11 protein-coding genes are annotated in these 18,061 nt (G+C 75.9%); 2 read left to right on the top strand and 9 right to left on the bottom strand.

Annotated elements, in window-relative coordinates; genetic code table 11:
• Positions 1-237 precede the first annotated feature (237 nt).
• Positions 238-1,467, bottom strand: a complete 1,230-nt coding sequence (locus IE313_RS10130; RefSeq protein ID WP_189930635.1) for an acyl-CoA dehydrogenase family protein — start codon at positions 1,465-1,467, stop codon at positions 238-240.
• Between the two features lie 395 nt (positions 1,468-1,862).
• Between IE313_RS10130 and IE313_RS10125 the strand changes: the two genes are divergently transcribed.
• Both IE313_RS10125 and IE313_RS10120 read left to right on the top strand, forming a co-directional pair.
• Positions 1,863-3,101: a glycoside hydrolase family 18 protein gene (locus tag IE313_RS10125; protein WP_189930634.1), complete on the top strand. Its 1,239-nt coding sequence runs from the start codon at positions 1,863-1,865 to the stop codon at positions 3,099-3,101.
• A 277-nt stretch (positions 3,102-3,378) separates the two neighbouring features.
• The gene (locus IE313_RS10120; RefSeq protein ID WP_229924501.1) at positions 3,379-4,869 is read left to right on the top strand and encodes a M1 family metallopeptidase; all 1,491 of its coding nucleotides are present in this window, start codon (positions 3,379-3,381) and stop codon (positions 4,867-4,869) included.
• Between the two features lie 80 nt (positions 4,870-4,949).
• On the opposite strand, the gene IE313_RS10115 is transcribed toward IE313_RS10120, so the two are convergent.
• The 8 genes from IE313_RS10115 to IE313_RS10080 form a co-directional block, all read right to left on the bottom strand.
• Positions 4,950-5,681, bottom strand: coding sequence for an aspartate/glutamate racemase family protein (locus tag IE313_RS10115; RefSeq protein WP_189930632.1), 732 nt, complete (start codon positions 5,679-5,681; stop codon positions 4,950-4,952).
• The gene (locus tag IE313_RS10110) at positions 5,678-6,634 is read right to left on the bottom strand and encodes a hypothetical protein (RefSeq protein ID WP_229924500.1); all 957 of its coding nucleotides are present in this window, start codon (positions 6,632-6,634) and stop codon (positions 5,678-5,680) included. The genes IE313_RS10115 and IE313_RS10110 overlap by 4 nt, the downstream gene beginning before the upstream one ends.
• Positions 6,631-8,262 carry an FGGY-family carbohydrate kinase gene (locus IE313_RS10105; protein ID WP_189930631.1) on the bottom strand — a complete coding sequence of 544 codons (1,632 nt, stop codon included), beginning with the start codon at positions 8,260-8,262 and terminating at the stop codon, positions 6,631-6,633. Before IE313_RS10105 ends, IE313_RS10110 begins: the two co-directional genes overlap by 4 nt.
• A gap of 416 nt (positions 8,263-8,678) precedes the next feature.
• Positions 8,679-10,160 carry a GH1 family beta-glucosidase gene (locus IE313_RS10100; protein WP_229924499.1) on the bottom strand — a complete coding sequence of 494 codons (1,482 nt, stop codon included), beginning with the start codon at positions 10,158-10,160 and terminating at the stop codon, positions 8,679-8,681.
• Positions 10,157-12,208 (bottom strand): hypothetical protein, encoded by a 2,052-nt coding sequence (locus IE313_RS10095; protein ID WP_189930630.1) that lies wholly within the window; start codon positions 12,206-12,208, stop codon positions 10,157-10,159. The genes IE313_RS10100 and IE313_RS10095 overlap by 4 nt, the downstream gene beginning before the upstream one ends.
• Positions 12,189-14,813, bottom strand: coding sequence for a glycoside hydrolase family 2 protein (locus IE313_RS10090; protein WP_189930629.1), 2,625 nt, complete (start codon positions 14,811-14,813; stop codon positions 12,189-12,191). Before IE313_RS10090 ends, IE313_RS10095 begins: the two co-directional genes overlap by 20 nt.
• Complete coding sequence (locus tag IE313_RS10085) at positions 14,810-17,428, bottom strand: alpha-mannosidase (RefSeq protein WP_189930628.1); 2,619 nt, start codon at positions 17,426-17,428, stop codon at positions 14,810-14,812. Before IE313_RS10085 ends, IE313_RS10090 begins: the two co-directional genes overlap by 4 nt.
• A complete protein-coding gene (locus IE313_RS10080) occupies positions 17,425-18,048 on the bottom strand; it encodes a D-sedoheptulose-7-phosphate isomerase (RefSeq protein WP_189930627.1) in 624 nt (207 codons plus the stop codon). Before IE313_RS10080 ends, IE313_RS10085 begins: the two co-directional genes overlap by 4 nt.
• Positions 18,049-18,061: the final 13 nt, after the last annotated feature.

Below are 18,061 nucleotides of genomic sequence, written 5' to 3'. Positions count from 1 at the left end.
CGTCGGCCGGGTACGGCCGTTCCCACCCGACCGGCGGCCGGTCGCCGTCGCCGCCTCCTGACACCCGTCCCGGCCAGGACGGCGTCGCGGACCATCCGCGCACCGCGACCGGGCCGCCGGGCCACCGCGCCCTGCCGCGCGCCCGGGCGGAGCCGGGCAGCACCCTGCCGGGGCACCGCGCCCCGAGGGGATCGGGCTCGCGGCGCCCCGCTCGGCCGGACGGCCCGGCCAAGGAGTTCAGCCGGACTCGGGACCGACGAGGTGGCGGGCGATGACCACGCGCTGGATCTGGTTGGTGCCCTCGACGATCTGCAGCATCTTGGCCTCGCGCAGATAGCGCTCCACGGGGAAGTCGGCCGTGTAGCCGTATCCGCCGAGCACCTGGACGGCGTCGGTGGTGACCCGCATCGCGGTGTCCGTGCACAGCAGTTTGGCCATCGCGGCCTGCCGGGAGAAGGGCTTGCCCGCGTCGCGCAGCCGCGCCGCGGACAGGTAGAGCGCACGGCCCGCCTCGATGGCCGTCGCCATGTCCGCGAGCAGGAAGCGCAGCCCCTGGAAGTCGGCGATCGGCCGCCCGAACTGCCGCCGGTCCAGGGCGTACGCCATGGCCTCGTCCAGGGCGGCCTGGGCCAGGCCGACGGCGCAGGCCGCGATGCCGAGCCGCCCGGAGTCCAGCGCGGACAGCGCGATGGTGAAGCCCTGGCCCTCGTCGCCGATGCGGCGGGCGTCGGGCACCCGGACGCCGTCCAGGTGGACCTGTGCGGTGGGCGAGCCCTTCATCCCCATCTTCCGCTCCGGTGCCGCGGCGCTCAGCCCCGGCGCGTCGCCCGGCACCAGGAAGGCCGTGATGCCGTGCGCCCCCTCGCCGGAGGTGCGGGCCAGGACCGTGTAGAAGTCCGCGATGCCGCCGTGCGTGATCCATGCCTTGGTGCCGTTCAGCACCCAGTCGCCGCCGTCGCGCACCGCGCTGGTCCGCAGGGAGGCGGCATCCGAGCCCGCACCCGGCTCGGACAGGCAGTAGGCGCCGAGGAGACCGCCGCCGAGCATGTCGGGCAGGTGCTCGGCCCGCTGCTCCTTGCCCCCGAAGGCGGCCAGCGCATGGCAGGCCAGTGAGTGCACGCTGACGCCGAGCCCGACGGTCAGGCGCGCGGCGGCGAGCTCTTCGAGCACCTGGAGGTAGACCTCGTACGGCTGCTCGCCGCCGCCGTACTCGCTGTCGTAGGGAAGGCCGAGCAGTCCCGACGCCGAGAGCAGGGTGAAGACGTCGCGCGGGAAGTGCCCGGCGTCCTCCTCCTGCGCGGCGTTCGGTCGGATCTCGCGGCGTACGACGTCGCGTACGAGCGCGAGGAGGTCGCGGGCCTCCTGAGTGGGCAGGTGGCGGTCCACGGGCTGCTCCGCGCGGCCCGCCCGTCTCCCGCCGTCGCCTTCGACCGACGCGCTGCGCGCGTCCCCCGTTGCCTCTGTCATGGCGGCGTTCTCCTCCCTGTCGGGCGCTGCGGCGGACGCGCGCACGGGGTGTGGCGGCGCCGCCGGGGTCCGGGACGTGCCCGGGGACGTGCTGCACTGCGGCCGATGCTGCCCGCCCGGATCGCGGACGGAGCTGATCAACGGCTGTGGCGCGTTGAGTATGCCCGATCGGAGGCAGGCCGTCACCGGCGCACGGGGGGCGGGGCGGTGGGCCGCGCCCCCCGTGGAACTCCGTCCCTGACGCCCCGAATTGGATTGGTACACACCATTGACGCACTGGTCTAGTCCTTCTACTGTTCAGCCAGCGCCCCCAACCGCCTCCCGGGCGCTCACAGGTCAAGCACCGAAACGTTCCCACCACATACGTCCGCTCCCCTCCCCCACGAGGAGAACCGATGCTCAGACCGCTCAGATCACGTGCCCGGCTGCGGGCCCTGCTGTCCGCCGTCTGTTGCGCCGCGCTCGGCGCGGGACTGCTCGCCGGTGCGAGCAGCGCCGGCGCGCAGCCGGCCGCCGCCCGATCGGAGGTCGCCGCCGGCTCGCGGGTCGTCGGCTACTTCACGGAATGGGGTGTCTACGACCGCAACTACCACGTCAAGAACGTCGAGACCTCCGGTTCCGCGGCCAAGCTCACGCACATCAACTACGCCTTCGGCAACGTCCAGGGCGGCAGGTGCACCATGGGCGACTCGTACGCCGACACCGACAAGGCGTACACCGCCGACCAGTCCGTGGACGGGGTCGCCGACACCTGGGACCAGCCGCTGCGCGGCAACTTCAACCAGCTTCGCAAGCTCAAGAAGCTGCACCCGAACCTGAAGGTCCTGTGGTCCTTCGGAGGCTGGACCTGGTCGGGCGGCTTCGCCCAGGCCGCGCAGAACCCGGCCGCGTTCGCCCAGTCGTGCTACGACCTCGTGGAGGACCCCCGCTGGGCGGACGTCTTCGACGGCATCGACATCGACTGGGAGTACCCGAACTCCTGCGGCCTGAGCTGCGACACCAGCGGCCGGGACGCCTACCGGAACCTGATGGCCGCGCTGCGCGCCAGGTTCGGCGGTGGGCTGGTCACCTCGGCGATCGCCGCCGACGCCTCGGACGGCGGCAAGCTGGACGCCGCGGACTACGCGGGGGCGGCGCAGTACGTCGACTGGTACAACCCGATGACCTACGACTACTTCGGTGCCTGGGACGCGCAGGGCCCCACCGCCCCGCACTCGCCGCTGAAGTCCTACGCCGGCATCCCGATCGCCGCGTACAACGGCGACGCCACCATCCAGAAGCTCAAGGGCCTCGGCGTGCCGGCCGGCAAGCTGCTGCTCGGCATCGGCTTCTACGGGCGTGGCTGGACGGGCGTCACCCAGGACGCCCCTGGCGGCACCGCCACCGGGCCCGCCGCGGGCACCTACGAGCAGGGCATCGACGACTACAAGGTGCTCAAGACCAAGTGCCCGGCCACCGGCACCGTCGCCGGCACCGCGTACGCGCACTGCGGCAGCAACTGGTGGAGCTACGACACGCCGGCGACCATCGCGGGCAAGATGGACTACAAGAACCAGCAGGGCCTCGGGGGCACCTTCCTCTGGGAGCTGAGCGGCGACACACCGAACGGCGAGCTGATCAAGGCCGTCAACTGAGCGGTTGCGCCACACGGGGCGGGGGTCCCGGGCCCCCGCCCTCACGCCTGCCCGGGGCGGACCGGCACGCGCACGGCCGCCCGCACCGCGCGGCCGTCCTTCCCGCACGGCCCCCTCCCCGCACGGCCGTGCTTCCCGCACCACCGGCACGGCGCTCGCACCCGCCCCGCGGGCCGTACGACGCCGCACGGGGCGGGTGCGTCCGACCGGACGGCGTCCACTCCCCCGACCAGGTGACCCCAGCCGGTCATCCGCCGGCCGGAGGTAGACGATGAACATGCACCGCACGCCACGCCGTCGCAGATCCCTGCCCGTCCTCGCCGCCGCGGCCACCGTCGCGGCCGCCCTGACAGGACCGCCCGCACGCGCCACGGCACCGGTGGCCCCGGCCGCGCCCGCGGCGCCCTCGCCCGGCGCCCCGGGACTCGGCGATCCGCTCCTCCCGCTGGACGGGAACGGCGGTTACACCGTGCGCCACTACACCCTGGACTTCGACTGGCAGGCCCCGCGGACGCCGTTCGCGGCGACCGCCACGATCAGGGCCACCGCCACCCAGGCGCTGTCCCGCTTCGACCTCGACTTCGCGGGCAACGTCCTGCGCTCGGTCACCGTGGACGGCCGTGCCGCGACGTTCCGGCGCGACGGCGACGAGCTGGTGATCACACCCGCGGCCGCGCTGGCCGACGGGCGCACCTTCACCGTCCAGGCCGCCTACACCGCGGACCCCACCCAGGTCAGGCACCGCGACGACGCCATCTCGGACTACGGCTGGATCCCGACGCCGGACGGCACCGTGCTGTACCCGCAGCCGAACGGCGCGAAGATGGTCTTCCCGGCCGACGACCACCCCAGCCTGCGGGCGCCGTTCACGTTCCGCGTCACCACCCCGCCGGGCCTGGAGGCCGTGGCCAACGGCCGGCTCGCCGACCGCACCACGGCCGCGGGCGGCCGGGTCCGCTGGACATACGAGTCCGGGCAGCCCGTCACCCCGCAGTACGTCCAACTGGCGATCGGCCAGTTCACCTTCGTGGACCGCACGGGGCCGCACGGGCTGCCGATCCGCGATGCGGTCCCGGACGCGCTCGCCGCCCCCACCGAGCGGTACCTGAAGCTGACGCCCGACCACGTCGCCTGGCTGGAGCAGCGGCTCGGGCCCTACCCCTTCGACCGCTACGGCGTCCTGGTCGGCGACACCGACCTCGGTGTCGCCCTGGAGACCCAGGGCCTCGCGCTGATCCCGAGGGCCGACCTGCTGGGCACCCGGGTCAACGCCGAGGCCAACATGGTGCACGAGCTGACCCACCAGTGGCTCGGCGTCAGCGTCGCCCTGAAGAGCTGGTCCGACCTGTGGCTGAGCGAGGGGCACGCGCGCTACTACGAGCGCCTCCACTCCGAGGCGCACGGCGGCGACAGCCTCGCGACGGCCATGCGGCAGGCGTACCGCCGGCACGACCAGTGGCGCCACGACGCCGGCGCCCCGGCCGAGCCCACGGAGCCCGACCTCTTCAGGAAGATGCGCTACGACGGCTCGGCCCTGGTCCTGTACGCCCTGCGCGAGAAGGTCGGGGACACCGCGTTCGAGCGGATCGAGCGGGCGTGGTCCACCCGCTGCCGCGGCCGGGCGGCGGGCACGCAGGACTTCGTCGACCTGGTGTCGCAGGTGTCGGGGCAGGACCTGTCGGAGTTCCTGCACCCCTGGCTGCACGGCCCGACGACCCCGCCGATGCCGGGCCACCCGGACTGGGTGGTGGATCCGGTCGCCGAGTGACTCCCCGGCCGGCGGCCCCCTGCCGGGGCACCCAGGGGCCGGCCGCGCCGGCCGGCCCGCGGCCCGGCCGCGGTGCGCTGCTAGGCGCCCGCCCCCCGCGCCCCGTGGCCGAAGAGCGCCGCGAGCTGGGCCGTGCCGCTGCGCGGCGAGGTGAGCACGGGCACGCCCAGGGCGCCGGGCGGCAGGGTGCCCACGGCGGCGGCCATGGATGCCTGCGCGAGCACCAGGACGTCGATCTCCGCGGCCAGCCGCCGGGCCTCGGCGGCGATCAGCTCGTCGTGCCGCTCCGGCCGCCCGGCGCGCCGTGCCTCGTGGGCGCCCTCGCAGGTGGAGACCGTGAGGGTGACGTCGGCCCCGAGCCCGTCCGCCTGACGGCGGATCAGATCAGCGGTGGGCTCCAGGGTGGAGGCGAGCGTGGCGAGCACGCCGACGCGGGCGCCGGTGCGCACCGCCTCCGCCGCCATGGGCGCATCGACCCTGAGCACCGGGACGGCCACCAGGGGGCGTATCCGCTCGGCCGCGGGCCCGATGGAGGAGCAGGTGACGAGGACGGCGCGGGCACCGGCCGCCTCGGCCTCCCGGATGTGCGAGGCGAGCCGGGCGGTGGTGCGCGGCAGCGGCCCGTGGGCGATCGTGTCGGCGAGCAGGCTCTCGTCCACCATGTGGTAGGCGGACACCTGCGGCGCCTCCTCGCGGAGCAGGGGGTCGAAGACCGCGGGCAGTGCCACCACGGTGTGCAGCAGGCACACGCGCGGGGCGCCGCCGCCCGCCCCGAGGGGCCCGGTGCGGGTGCTGCCGCTCGCCCCGCTCACGCCGTGCCTCCGGCCCGCCCGGCGGCCGTCCCGTCCCACCAGGGCCTGCCGTACCGGTCGACGGTGTCGGCGAGGTGCCCGAGCCGGTCCGCGCAGGGGCCGCGCAGATCGGCGCGGACGTCGGGGGCGCCGAGGGCGCCGGTCCACAGCGCGCGGCCCGCGAGGAAGCCGGAGGCCCCGGCACGGCACGCCGCCTCGACCGCCTTGGGGAAGTCGGCGGGCTCGACCCCCTGCGAGAGCACCACCCACGGCACGTCCACCACCGCGTCGATCCGGGCGGCCCGGGCGGCGAGGTCGCCCACCGTGCCGACCCCGCGGGAGGGCACCTGGCACTTGTACAGCGAGGGGCGCAACGGGGCCAGTTCCCTCGCGGCCTCCACGATGGCGCCGTCCAGGTCGAAGCCGGCGCTCTCCTCCTCGGGGGCGGGCCGTGCCACCGGCTCCAGGACCGAGGCGAGCCCCGCCGACCGGCACATCTCCACGAACCGGGCGGCCAGCTCCGTCCGCTCCTCGCGGTGCCGGTCCCGCCGCCAGATCACCAGCAGCTTCAGTCCCCTGACGCCCTCGGCGGCGAGGGCCGCGGGGTCCACCGCCGTGTCGAGCGCGGTGTCGGTGACCGGGCCGCCGGGCTCCTGGGTGAGCACGTCGACGGCGAGGACGGGAGCGCAGGTGGCGGGCAGCAGGCGGCGGTCCATCAGCTCGCGGAAGCCGTAGTGCCCGTCGATCAGCAGCGCGGAGGCCGCCGGGCCCAGAGCGGCCGCGACGGCCAGCTTGAAGTCCGTCATCCGGGCGTCGGTGATGGCCGCGCGGGGCTCGCCCGCGTGCTCGGCCATCAGGGTGCGCAGGGAGTCGCGCTGGTCCATGGCGACCATGGCGAAGGTCCCGGTGGGCCGGGCCAGGGCCGCGACGGGTGCCACGGGAGCGGTGGGGGTGAGCGGCTGGACGGTGCTCAAGGTGTCCTCCGGTCGGGACGGGGGGTGGGTGCGGATGTGCCGGCCGGGGCGGGGACGGGCCGCTGCACGGCCGGCAGGAAGGTGTCGCGGTACACGGCCGCGTAGCCGGCCGCGTCCTCGTCGGGGCCCGGCCGCTGGGGGGCCGTGGGCAGCGGTGGCGGTGCGGGCAGGCCCGCGGCGCCGGCCGCGAGAAGGGCCGCGCCGACGGCGGGCGCACGGTGCTCGGCGAGCACACTGGGCGGCCAGGGGCTGACCGCGGCCCTGACCCGCGGCCAGCGCGGAAGGGCGACCGGGCCGCCGAGCAGCAGCACCCCGCGCGGCGGCGCACCGGTCAGCGCGGCCTGCGCCTCCGCCATCCAGCGCGCCTGGTACGCGGTGGCCTCCACGACGGCCAGGGCCAGCCGTGCGGGCCCGTCGCCGGGGCCGAGGCCGTGCAGGGCCAGTCTCCTGTGCGGATCGGGTGCCGGGGCGGTACGGCCGGTGAGGTAGGGCTCGACCACCAGGCCGCTCGGCCCCGGGCCCGCAGCCTCCAGCAGCGCGCCGAACCGCTGGTGCCGTTCGCCGCCCGGCGGCAGTCCGAGCAGGTCGGCGCACCAGTCGACGAGGGCGCCGCAGTTGCCCGTACCGGCCATCAGGTACCAGTGCCGGCCGTCCACGTGGCGCCCGTACCCCATGCCCTGGGCGAGCGCCCCGGCCGGGTCCGGCGGCGCCTCGGCCAGGGTGAACACGGCCTCCGCGGTGCCCATCGAGTCGGCGAGGTCGCCGGTGCTGCGCGCGCCCGCCGCCCAGGCTCCGACGAGGTGGTCGTGCCCGGCGACCACGACCGGGGTGCCGGGGCGCAACCCCGGCACCCGCGCGGCGGCCCCCGCAGTGACCCGGCCGACCGGCTCGCCCGGCCGGCGCACCGCGGGCAGTTGTTCCGCGGTCAGCCCCGCGAGGGCGAGGAGGTCGGGGTCCCAGCGGCGCCGATGGACGTCGAAGCCCATGGTCCGCTGGGCGAAGGTGGCGTCGGTGGCGGCGACGCCGGTGAGGGCGTGGGCGAGGAGGTCGGCGGCACCGGACCAGACGGCCGTCCGGCGCAGCACCTCCGGGTGGTCCTCCCTCAGCCAGCACCACTTGGCGAGCGGGGCCTTGGCCGACGGGCGTACGCCGGTGGCGGCGTGCAGAGGGGCCGCGCCGAGCGTGCGGACCAGCCGGGCCGCCTGGCCGGCGCCCCGCGGGTCGGACCAGGCGAGGAGGGGGCCGGTGGGGCGTCCTTCCCGGTCCAGCGGCACACCGGTCTCGGCCATGCCGGTCAGGCCGATCGCGACCGGGGGGCGGCCGGCGGTGCCGACCGCCTCGGCGAGCGCGTCCAGGGCCGTCGCCACCAGCGCGTCCGCGTCGTCCTCGCCGAGCGGCGTGGGGCGCACGGCGGCACCCAGCACACTGCCGTCCACCCCGCACACCACGGCCTTGACACGGGTCGAGCCCAGGTCCAGACCGGCCAGCGGCGGCCCGCCGGACGCCGTGGGCCCGGATGCCGTGGGCCCGAGCGCCGTGCGGCCGGACGCCGTGGGCCCGGGCGCCGGCGGAGTGAGGGGAAGGCCGCGCTCGGCGGCGCCTTCACCGGAGTTCGTCACAGCGGTCATCTCCTCAACTCCCCTTCGGCGGGGCGAAGCCGCTTGTCCGCCCGGCACGGGAGCAGCGGGTGCCGGGCGGCCGCGGGCACCGCGTACAGGATCGGGCATGCGGCGGGCCGCCGGGGTGCTCGTGCGCAGCGGCGGCGAGCCGGCCTGGACGGCCGCGGGGCGGCGGCCGGCGCAGCGGTGCGGCTGCCGCGGAGAACACTCGGCCGGGCGCACACGGCCGCTGCGCCCGCTCACGCCCACGCGGTCCCTGCCTCCGCTCACGCCCACGCGGCCCCTGCCTCCGCTCACGCCCACGCAGCCCCTGCCTCCGCTCACGCCCACGCGGCCCCTGCGCCCGGTGAGGCGCGCGCCCCGGTACGGGGTGAGGCGCGCGCGGTTCCGGTCCACGCCCGGCAGCAGACGTCCTCGACGCCTCCTCACGTGCCGGTCCCCCCGTCGCCGCTCGCCACCGGTGGCCGGGGCGCGGCCGCCGGGACGGCGCCGCTCGCCGCGGCGCGCGCGTACCAGTGCCCGCTGTCCTTCACGGTGCGGCGCTGGGTGGCGCGGTCGACGTGCACGAGGCCGAAGCGGGGGCGGTAGCCCATGGCCCACTCGAAGTTGTCCACGAGCGACCAGTGGAAGTAGCCCTCCACGGGTGCGCCGCCTTCGATGGCGCGGTGCACGGCGGCGAGGTGGGCGTGCAGGAACGCGGTGCGCCGTGCGTCGTGCACGGCACCGTCCGCGCCGGGGCCGTCGTCGAAGACCGCGCCGTTCTCGGTGACCAGCAGCGGCACACCGGGGTGGTCGCGGTGCAGGCGCAGCAGCAGGGCGGTGAGGTCGTCCGGCACGATCTCCCAGTCCAGGTCGGTGCGCGGCACGCCGGGCCGGCCGGGTTCGACCTTCCAGGGCCAGGGGCCGTCACCGGTTGCGGCGCCGACGATCCGGCGGGTGTAGTAGTTGACGCCGATGAAGTCGCTGCCGGTGGCGATGGCCTCCAGGTCGCCGGCCCGCACGAAGTCCAGGGGGCCCGCGGCGCGTTCCCAGTGGGCCCGCATGTCCTCGGGGTAGCCGCGGCCGTGCACCGGGTCGAGGAACCAGCGGTTCACATAGCCGTCCGAGGCGTGCGCGGCGGCCAGGTCGGCCGGGTCGTCGGAGGCCGGGGTGTGCGGGAAGAGGCTGTAGGCGATGCCCGCCCTGGCGTCCTCGCGCCCGGTGGCGCGCAGCGCCGCGGCGGCCAGGCCGTGTCCGAGCAGCAGGTGGTGCATGGCGCGGACGCTGCCCGCGAGGTCCTGCTCCCCGGGGGCGTGCAGGCCGAGCTGGTGGCCGAGGACGCCGGCGATCCACGGCTCGTTGACGGTGACCCAGTCGCGCACCCGGTCGCCGAACGCGTCGAAGCAGACGGCGGCGTAGTCGGCGAAGCGGGCGGCGGTGTCCCGTGCGCGCCAGCCGCCGCGGTCCTGGAGCGGTTGCGGCAGGTCCCAGTGGTAGAGGGTGACCAGCGGGGTGATGCCGCGCTCCAGCAGCGCGTCCAGCACACGGTCGTAGTGGTCGAGGCCGCGCCGTTCGACGGCTCCGGTGCCGTCCGGGACGATCCGGGGCCACGCCAGTGAGAAGCGGTGGGCGTTGAGGTGGAGCGAGGCCATCAGGGCGGCGTCCTCGGCGAAGCGCCGGTACTGGTCGCAGGCGACCTCGCCCGAGTCCCCCCTCTCGACGGCGCCCGGCACCGTGCAGAACCGGTCCCAGATCGACTCGCCCCGCCCGTCGGCGCCCACTGCTCCCTCCACCTGGTAGGCGGAGGTGGAGGTGCCCCAGCCGAATCCGGCCGGGAAGCGCAGCGGGGCCGGACCGGGGGTCGGCACGGCGCTCGGGGCGGCGCCTGGTGCGCTCCGGGCGGGCTCGGGTGCGCTCAGGTGCGTCACGGCGACTCCTTGAACTCGGGCAGGTCACGGGCGGTTTCGCAGGCGTACAGCAGCACCCCGGCCGACCAGGCGTGGGACAGGGTGAGCAGCATGCCCTTCGCCTGGAAGCAGTCGGTCTGGTAGAAGCGCTCGCTGACCATGCCCCGGTAGGCGTTGAAGTCGCCGTCCGCGCGGGCCACGAACTGCCGGAAGCAGTCCAGGTTCTCCCGGGCCGACGCCAGGTAGTACGGGTCGCCGAGGTGGCGGGCCAGGCGCACCGTCTCGGGCAGGCAGATCAGTCCGAAGGCGTGCAGGTGCTGGTTGGACGGCGACGCCTGGTCGCCGCCGCGGGTGCGGAAGCCGTAGCGGCCCAGCAGGGTGTGCGGCGCGAACGAGACGTCGTAGGTGTAGCGGAAGGTGAGGGTCCAGTCGGCCGCCCTGCGGGCCAGGTCCAGCCAGCGCGGTTCGTTCGGGTCGGCCTCGTGCAGCAGGGTGTAGGCGATGATCGCGTTGTAGCCGTCCTCGGACGTGGGCGCGAGCGAGACGTCCTCGGGCGCGCCGCACAGGAACTCGTCGTGCACGTCGCCGGCGTAGGCGGCGCCGGCGCGGCGGGCCGCCTCCAGCAGGTCCGGCTCGCCGAACTCGGCGGCGGCCTCGGCAAGCGGCGCGATCCAGGCGAGCCCGGCCGCGCCCCGGTGCCCGAGTGCGGCTCCGGTCGTGCTGTGGTGGGCGGCCGCCGGGCGGCCGTCGGCGCGCTGGCCTGCGCGGGCCACGGCGAGGTTGGCGCGTACGGCGCGCTCCCATTCCGGGTGGTCCCGGCCGCGGGCGCGTTCGGCGCGCAGCGCCCGCAGCAGGAACAGGGTGGCATCGCCGAGGGTTCTGGCGTGCAGCCGGTGCGGATCGGGCGTCCAGCCCGCGTTCCATCCGTTCGTGGCTCCCCACTGCCCCCAGAACGTGCCGCAGGGCGCGCGGTTGCCCGCGATGTGGTCGAGCACCCCGGCGGCGGCGTCCGCCAGCTCCGCGCTGCGGGTGCGGCGGGCGTGCAGCAGCATTGCGTGCGCGTACGGCGTGCCGCTGACCCAGGAGACGTGCATGGCCTGCCTGTCGCCGCGTTCGCCGAGCGCCTCGCGGTCGAACGCGGCGGTCTCCAGCAGCACCGGAGGGTTCGGCCGGTAGTGCCAGCGGTGCAGTCCGTACGCGGCGAGCTCGGCGGCCTCGTCGAGGCCGACCCAAGCGGCCGGGCGGTCGGCTGCCGGTGTGCGCTGGTGCAGGGCGCGCAGTACGGGCGCGTAGGCGTGCGGGTCGGCGTCCAGGAGGTGCACGGTGAAGCGCAGGGTGTGCTCCGCGCCCGGCTGCCAGACATGCAGGGGTGCCTCGGGCGGCCGGGGGGTGGCGGAGCCGTAGTAGCTGATGGGCTCCTCGCGGTAGGGGGCGTGCAGGCGCAGGGCGGGACGGCCGCCGGGCAGCAGCGCGAAGCCCACGCCCTGCCGGCCCAGCTCGCCCTCCTGCGCCAGCGAGAGCGCGGCCCCGCCGCGCGGGTCGCGGGCGAACACGGCCGGGGTGGCGCAGCGGTCGGCGCGGAAGGCCCAGGCGTCGGCGACCATGCCGTCCGGGTCATGGCTGCCCGCCTCGTAGCGGGGGTAGACCCGCTCGCACTCCGGCAGCCGGTTGGGGCCGTAGAAGACCCCGGGGACCAGCCAGCCGGGGTCCTGGGCGGCGCCGAGCCGCAGTTCGACGCGGAGCCCGGCGGCCGCGGCCGGCGCCGCGGTGCGCCGCACGGTGAGCACGGCCTCCCTGCGCGCCGCGCCCGAGGCCAGGTCCACCTCGGCGGGGCCGAGGGCCAGCCGGGCCGTGAACCCGCCGGCGGCACCGCGCAGTTCCAGGCCGCCGTCCGGCCGCCGCTCGTGCCCGGCCACCGGCACCTCCCAGGTGCCGTGCTCGCCGAGCACCGCGACGACGTACGGCAGCAGCGCCTCACCGGCGGCCGGATCGCGCAGCGGCGCACCGGTGTCGGGGGTCCTGGCGGACGGCAGGGCCGTCCGCGGGCGGTCAGCGCAGTTCCCGGGCACGGACGTTCCATCCTTCCAGGCGTACGGTGCGCTCCCCGCCGGGCGCGGCGCACCAGTCGACGGGGACGCGGACGGCCTCGCCGGGGAGCAGGTCGAGCATGTTGTCGCCGAAGACGGCCCAGCCGGGCGCCTCGTAGGGCCGGCCGTCCGTCAGGTACAGGCCGAGCGCGGCGGGGCCGCCGGTATGCCGCAGGAGCACCGCGCCGAGGCCGGGCTCCGTGACGGCCTCGACCCGGGCCGCGGCCAGGTCGAACAGCGGCGCCAGGTCGGCGGTGGTGCTGTGCACGTAGCGGTTGCCCGCGAGCGGTGTGCCGTCCGGGCCGCGCAGCACGAGGTCGAGCAGCATGAGGTGGTCGGACGGTGCCGGCAGGGGCACCCGCCATGCCCCGGCGCGGGCCGCGGGCACGCTGCCGTGCGGCCCCGGCGCGGCCGGCGGCCCCGCGGCCAGGGTGTGCTCGGCGAACGGCTCGCCGTCCGTGCCGAGCAGGCGCCCCGTGACGGTGGCTCCCGCGGGCGTGCCGTCCTGCCGCCAGGACCACAGCTCGGCGCTGAACGCCTCGTGGCCGGCCCATGCCTGGGTGGCGAAGCGCGCGCAGACGTGGCACGGCCGGTAGGCGCGCCGCACCCCGTGGTAAGCAGGCTTGGGGTCGCCGCGGTGGTCGACGGCGCTGGTGCACCATGCGTTGGGGAAGGGCTCGTCGAACTGCCAGGGGAGGGTGCCGCTGCTGCGCGGCGCGCGGCGCAGGTTCGCCTCCACTGCGTAGCGCAGCCCGTCGTACTGGAGTTGCTGGCTGGCGCGGCGCACTGCGTCCGGGTCCATGGGATCGGCCCGGCCGCCGAAGGCCGCGCTGACCAGCGCCGTGTTGTTCCACCAGGCGCCCAGGTGCTCCAGGACCTGGTTGTCGCGGCCGGTGGGGCGGCGGTCGGCGGGCGGCACGACGGCCTCCCAGGTCCGTGCGTTGGCCATCCCCTCGACGCCGAACTCGCTGTGCAGCAGGCAGGTCGCCGTGTCGTAGAGCCGCTGCTGGGCGCCGTGCCCCTGGTGCTCCCAGGGCCCGTGCACGTCGTGCTGGGCGTCGGGGGCGGCGGCGACGAGATCGGCGCGGTTGAGGAACGCGGGGCCCGACGGGGAGCCGGGCAGCCAGCAGCGGTCCGGGTCGAGTTCGGCCACCGCGGACGCCAGTGCCCTGATCACGGGCGCGTCGGACTCGGCCAGCGGGCGGGCCGCGGCCGTGTCGTGGAGTTCGTTTCCGGGACCCCACACCGCGAGCGAGGGATGGTGGCGCAGGGCGGGGACGATGGCGCGGGCCTCCCGTGACAGGAGGGCGACGTACTCGGGGTCGGCGGCCGGGACGCTGTCGATGCCGGAGCTGGAGAGCGCGAACTCCTGCCAGACCAGCAGGCCGAGCCGGTCGCAGGTGCGGTAGAAGTCCTCGCTCTCGATCAGACCGCCGCCCCACACCCGCAGCAGGTTGACGCCCGCGTCGGCGGCGAGCCGGAGCAGGTGCGCGAGGAGCGCCGGACGCGGCACGCCGTGCCGGGCGTCCATCGGCACCCAGTTCCAGCCCTTGGCGTAGAGCCTGCGGCCGCCCACGCTCAGGGTGTACGGCAGTGCGCCCTCGGGGCCGCCCGGGTTGCGGACCAGTGCCACGCGCCGGAAGCCGGTCTCGTACCGCCTGGCGCCCGCCCTCCGTCCGGCCGCGTCCGCCAGGGCGACCTCGACCGTGTAGAGCGGCTGGTCGCCGTGGCCGCGCGGCCACCAGAGCCGGGGCCGGTGCACGGTGAGGTCGAGCGCGGCGGCGGTGGCGCCGGCCGCGATGTCCGCCTCGCCCGTGGCGATAACGCGGCCGCCGCCGGGGGACCGCACCTCGGCGCGCAGGGTGCCGGGCGCCGCGGCGGTGACGGTGGCCTCGACCCGGACGCGTCCGGTGGCACCGTCCTCGTCAGGCAGTGCGCCGACGGTGGCGGCCACGAGCCGCAGCGGGCCTGCGAGCTCCAGCGTGACGGGCTTCCAGATGCCCTGGTGGACCATGCGCGGGCAGAAGTCCCAGCCGTAGGTCATCCGGCTCTTGTGCACCCGCACCCGGTCGGTGCGGCCGACCTGGGGCTCGCCGGGCGGAGCGGGGTGCACGGCCACGGCGAGCAGGTGGCTGCCGCCGTCCGCGAGCACATCGGTCACATCGACCTCGAAGGGCACGAACATGCCCGTGTGCCGGGCGACCTCGGCGCCGTCGACCAGCACGGTCGCCTCGTGGTCGACGCCCTCGAAGCGCAGCACCGCCCGCTGTCCCGGCGCCGGCGCCGGCGTCGTGAGCTGCCTGCGGTACAGCCAGGTGCGCTGCGGCACCCACTCGGCGGCCAGCGAGTTCGTGCCCCGGCAGGGATCGGGTACCTGCCCGGCGCGGTGCAGGTCGTCCAGGACGGTGCCGGGCACCCGGGCGGGCAGCCAGCCGGGTTCGCCGGCCGGCCTGCCGGGTCCGCACAGCCACCGCCAGGTGTCACCGAGGCAGCCGCGCACCTGCCATCCGCCGTCCAGCGGCAGCACGGCGGATTCCGGGGCGGGCTCCGGCCGCGTGGCGGCCGGCACCGGACCGTGGGGCGTCATACGGCCCCGTTCGCCCGCGCCCGGCCCGGGGCGCCGTCCGCATCTCCCGCGCCGTCCGCACCTCCCGCGCCGGCCGCGCCCGCCGCACCCGCACCGTCCTCGGCACCTGCGCGTTCCAGCAGGTCGGTCGCGGTGACCGGGCGCTGCGGGTCCCGCGGCACCCGGTAGGTCCTGATCTGGCAGGGCCCGAAGTCGTCCTCGATCACCCGGTCGCCGAGCAGCGGCAGGGCGATACGGGCGTGCGCGGGACGGCCCGCGGACTCGTAGGCGCGTACCACCACGTCGCCCGTGCCGTCCTCGTCGCCCTTGAGTACGGTGACCAGCACGCTGGAGCCGCCGTCGTCCGCGAAGGCGGCGCGCTGCGCGAGCGGGCCGGTGTGGAAGGTCTCCAGCAGTGCGAACGCGGGCTGGTTGAGCTCGGCGGCACGGCGGACCGGGTCGGCCGCGCGCCAGTCGCCGCCGTGCGGGATCAGCAGCAGGCGGAAGTCCTGGCGGCCCTGGTCGAGATGGTCGTGGACGCCGTCCGGGTCGAGCCGGTGCGGCTCGTGCCAGGCGTAGACGGGGCTGCGCAGCGCGGTGACCCCGATCTCACCGCCCGTCACGTCGTGTCCGTACTTGCCGTCGTTGGCGACGACCAGGCCGGCGGGCCGCCCGTCCGGCAGGGTGCCGGTGACGTCCACCCAGGCCTGTGCGGGCTCCTCGGTGCCGTCGGGCGTGCGCTCCAGGTGGCCGTAGGGGATCTCGTGGGTGGCGGTGACGTCCGCGAGCGCGGTGGGGAAGCGCAGTTTGAGGAGTTTCAGCCGCTCGTGCCAGTCGACGGTGGTGCGCACCTCGACCTGGCGGGAGCCGGCGGACAGCAGCAGCTCCTCGACCAGGGTGGAGCCCTCGTAGGTGCTCTCGATGCGCAGGGCCGCCCGGACCGGCCCCTGCTCGGTGATCCGCACCCGGCGGCAGCGGAAGGCACCGGCGGCCTTGTCGTAGGCGCGCACGCGGTGGCCCCAGGTGTCCGAGGGGTCGTCGATGACGACGGCGTGCGGGCCCGGCAGGTCGGGGAGCAGTTCGGTGCCCGCGTCCTTGTCGTGCAGCGAGCTGAGCCAGCCCGTCGCCGGATCGACGGTGAGCCTGAGGTGGGCGTTCTCCAGGGTGGTGCCGGTGGCCGTGACGGCTGCGGGGCCGGCGGGGGCGTCCCCGCCGGGCAGCAGGTGGTACACGCGGTGGCCGAGCGGCGGTACCGAGGCGCGGAAGGCGACCCGGCCGCGGCTGCCGTTCATCGCCGCCTCGGAGCGTATCCGCTGGAGCGGTACGCCGGTGCCCTCGTCGTCGGCGAGCCGGGCCCCGGCCGCGCGGGCGAACTCGGCCTCCACGTCGGCCTCCAGCCGCCACGGGTGCGGGTTGAAGACGACCAGCGGCACGGTGTCGTCGCGCAGCGGGATGTCGATGCGGCGGGCCACCGCCTGCACGGAGCGGTTGAGGACCTCGGCGGCGATCGAGCGGGCCCGGCCGTAGTCGTCGCGGGCGTCCTCGTACGCGGAGCGGATGGAGGTGCCGGCGAGGATGTCGTGGAACTGGTTGAACAGCACCAGCTTCCACGCCTCCGTCAGCGCCTGGAGCGGGTAGTCCTCGCCCGTCACGGCGCGGGCGACGACGGCCCACTTCTCGGCGCGCTGGAGTTCGTTCTCGGCGCGCCTGTTCCACCGTTTGACGCCGGAGTGCGCGGAGTAGCAGCCCGGGCCGTGGTGCTGGAGTTCGCCGGTGTGCACGGGGATGTCGTCGCGGTCCTGGACGCGGTCGAAGAAGGCCCGCGGGTGGCTGAAGGTGAGCCGGGGCAGGCCCCCGAGTGCGTCGAGCCGGCGGACACTGTCCAGGTTGGCCCTGGTCGGGCCGCCGCCGTGGTTGCCGACGCCGTAGAAGACCATCAGCTCGGGCTCGGTGTTCGGCAGGACGGCGAGCGCCTTGTCGAGATGGCCGCCGATGTCCTGGCCGGGGCTGCAGTACTCGTGGGGCAGCCGGTAGGCGAGGACGCGGGAGCCGTCCGGGGCCTGCCAGTGGAAGAACTGGCCGGGCAGCGCCTGCTCGTGGGGGCCCGGCCGCAGGAAGACGTACGCGTCGATGCCGGACTTGCGCAGTAGCTGCGGCAGCATCGCGTTGTGGCCGAACGGGTCGAGGTTGGAGCCGACGGTGGCGAGGGCGCCGAACCGCTGGAGCAGGTAGCGCTGTCCGTACAGGGCCTGGCGGACGAAGGACTCCCCGGAGGGGATGTTGCAGTCCGGCTCGATCCACCAGCCGCCCACGATCTGCCAGCGGCCCTCGGCCACCCGCTCGCGTATGGTGGCGAACAGGTCCGCATCGTGCCGTTCTATCCACTCCAGGTACATCACGGAGTCGCAGGTGAACACGGCGTCGGGGTACTCCTCCAGGCGGTCGGCGGCGGACCGGAAGGTGGCCCGCACCTCCTGCAGGCCCTCGGGCCAGCGCCACAGCCACACCGGGTCGATGTGGGCGTTGCCCACCAGGTGCAGGGTGCGTTCGCGGGAGCTGGGGTTGCGGTGGATCCGGCGCGGGCTCGCGGGTTCGGGCTGGGGCACGGTGCTCACCTGGTTCTCTGACTGCGTCATGGCCGGCTCGGGGCAAGGTCGTGGTCGGTGCCGGCCGCCCAGGCGTCCACCTGCTCGCTGAGCAGGTGGAGCAGCAGCAGGTGCATCTCCTGGATCCGGGCGGTGGCCGTCGCGGGCACCATCAGGACGTGGTCGGCGTACTCGGCGGCGGGCGGCTCCTTGCGGCCGGCCTCCCCGCCGTGCCGGCCGCCGCCGGTGAACAGCACGGTCACCGCGCCCGCCGCGCGGGCCGCGGCCAGGCCCCGCACCACGTTCGGCGAACGGCCCGAGGTGGTGAAGGCCGCGACCATGTCGCCGGGCCTGGCCAGCGCCTGCACTTGTCGGGCGAAGAGGTCCCCGAAGTCGTAGTCGTTGGCGATGCAGCTCACCACCGACGGGTCGGTGGTCAGCGAGACCGCGGCCAGCGGGCGGCGCTCGCGCAGGTAGCGGCCGACCAGTTCGGCGGCCAGGTGCTGGGCGTCCGCGGCGCTGCCGCCGTTGCCGAAGGTGTAGAGGCGGCCGTCGCCCGAGTAGACCCCGATCAGGTCCTTGGCGACCCGGTCCAGGGCGGGCAGCAGGCCCCGGGTGCCTTCCACCGCCCTCAGGTGGTCGGCGAGCTGGCGGGTGAGGACGTCGTGCATGGTGCGTGGGCTC

Origin of the sequence: Streptomyces sulfonofaciens (assembly GCF_014656295.1) — a bacterium.
GTDB lineage: Bacteria > Actinomycetota > Actinomycetes > Streptomycetales > Streptomycetaceae > Streptomyces > Streptomyces sulfonofaciens.
This window is presented reverse-complemented; position numbering and strand designations above follow the sequence as displayed.

Coding starts and splice junctions, on each gene's coding strand:
- IE313_RS10085 (WP_189930628.1), bottom strand. CDS start 17,428: ATGACGCAGTCAGAGAACCAGGTGAGCACCGTGCCCCAGCCCGAACCC.
- IE313_RS10090 (WP_189930629.1), bottom strand. CDS start 14,813: ATGACGCCCCACGGTCCGGTGCCGGCCGCCACGCGGCCGGAGCCCGCC.
- IE313_RS10120 (WP_229924501.1), top strand. CDS start 3,379: ATGCACCGCACGCCACGCCGTCGCAGATCCCTGCCCGTCCTCGCCGCC.
- IE313_RS10080 (WP_189930627.1), bottom strand. CDS start 18,048: ATGCACGACGTCCTCACCCGCCAGCTCGCCGACCACCTGAGGGCGGTG.
- IE313_RS10125 (WP_189930634.1), top strand. CDS start 1,863: ATGCTCAGACCGCTCAGATCACGTGCCCGGCTGCGGGCCCTGCTGTCC.
- IE313_RS10130 (WP_189930635.1), bottom strand. CDS start 1,467: ATGACAGAGGCAACGGGGGACGCGCGCAGCGCGTCGGTCGAAGGCGAC.
- IE313_RS10105 (WP_189930631.1), bottom strand. CDS start 8,262: ATGACCGCTGTGACGAACTCCGGTGAAGGCGCCGCCGAGCGCGGCCTT.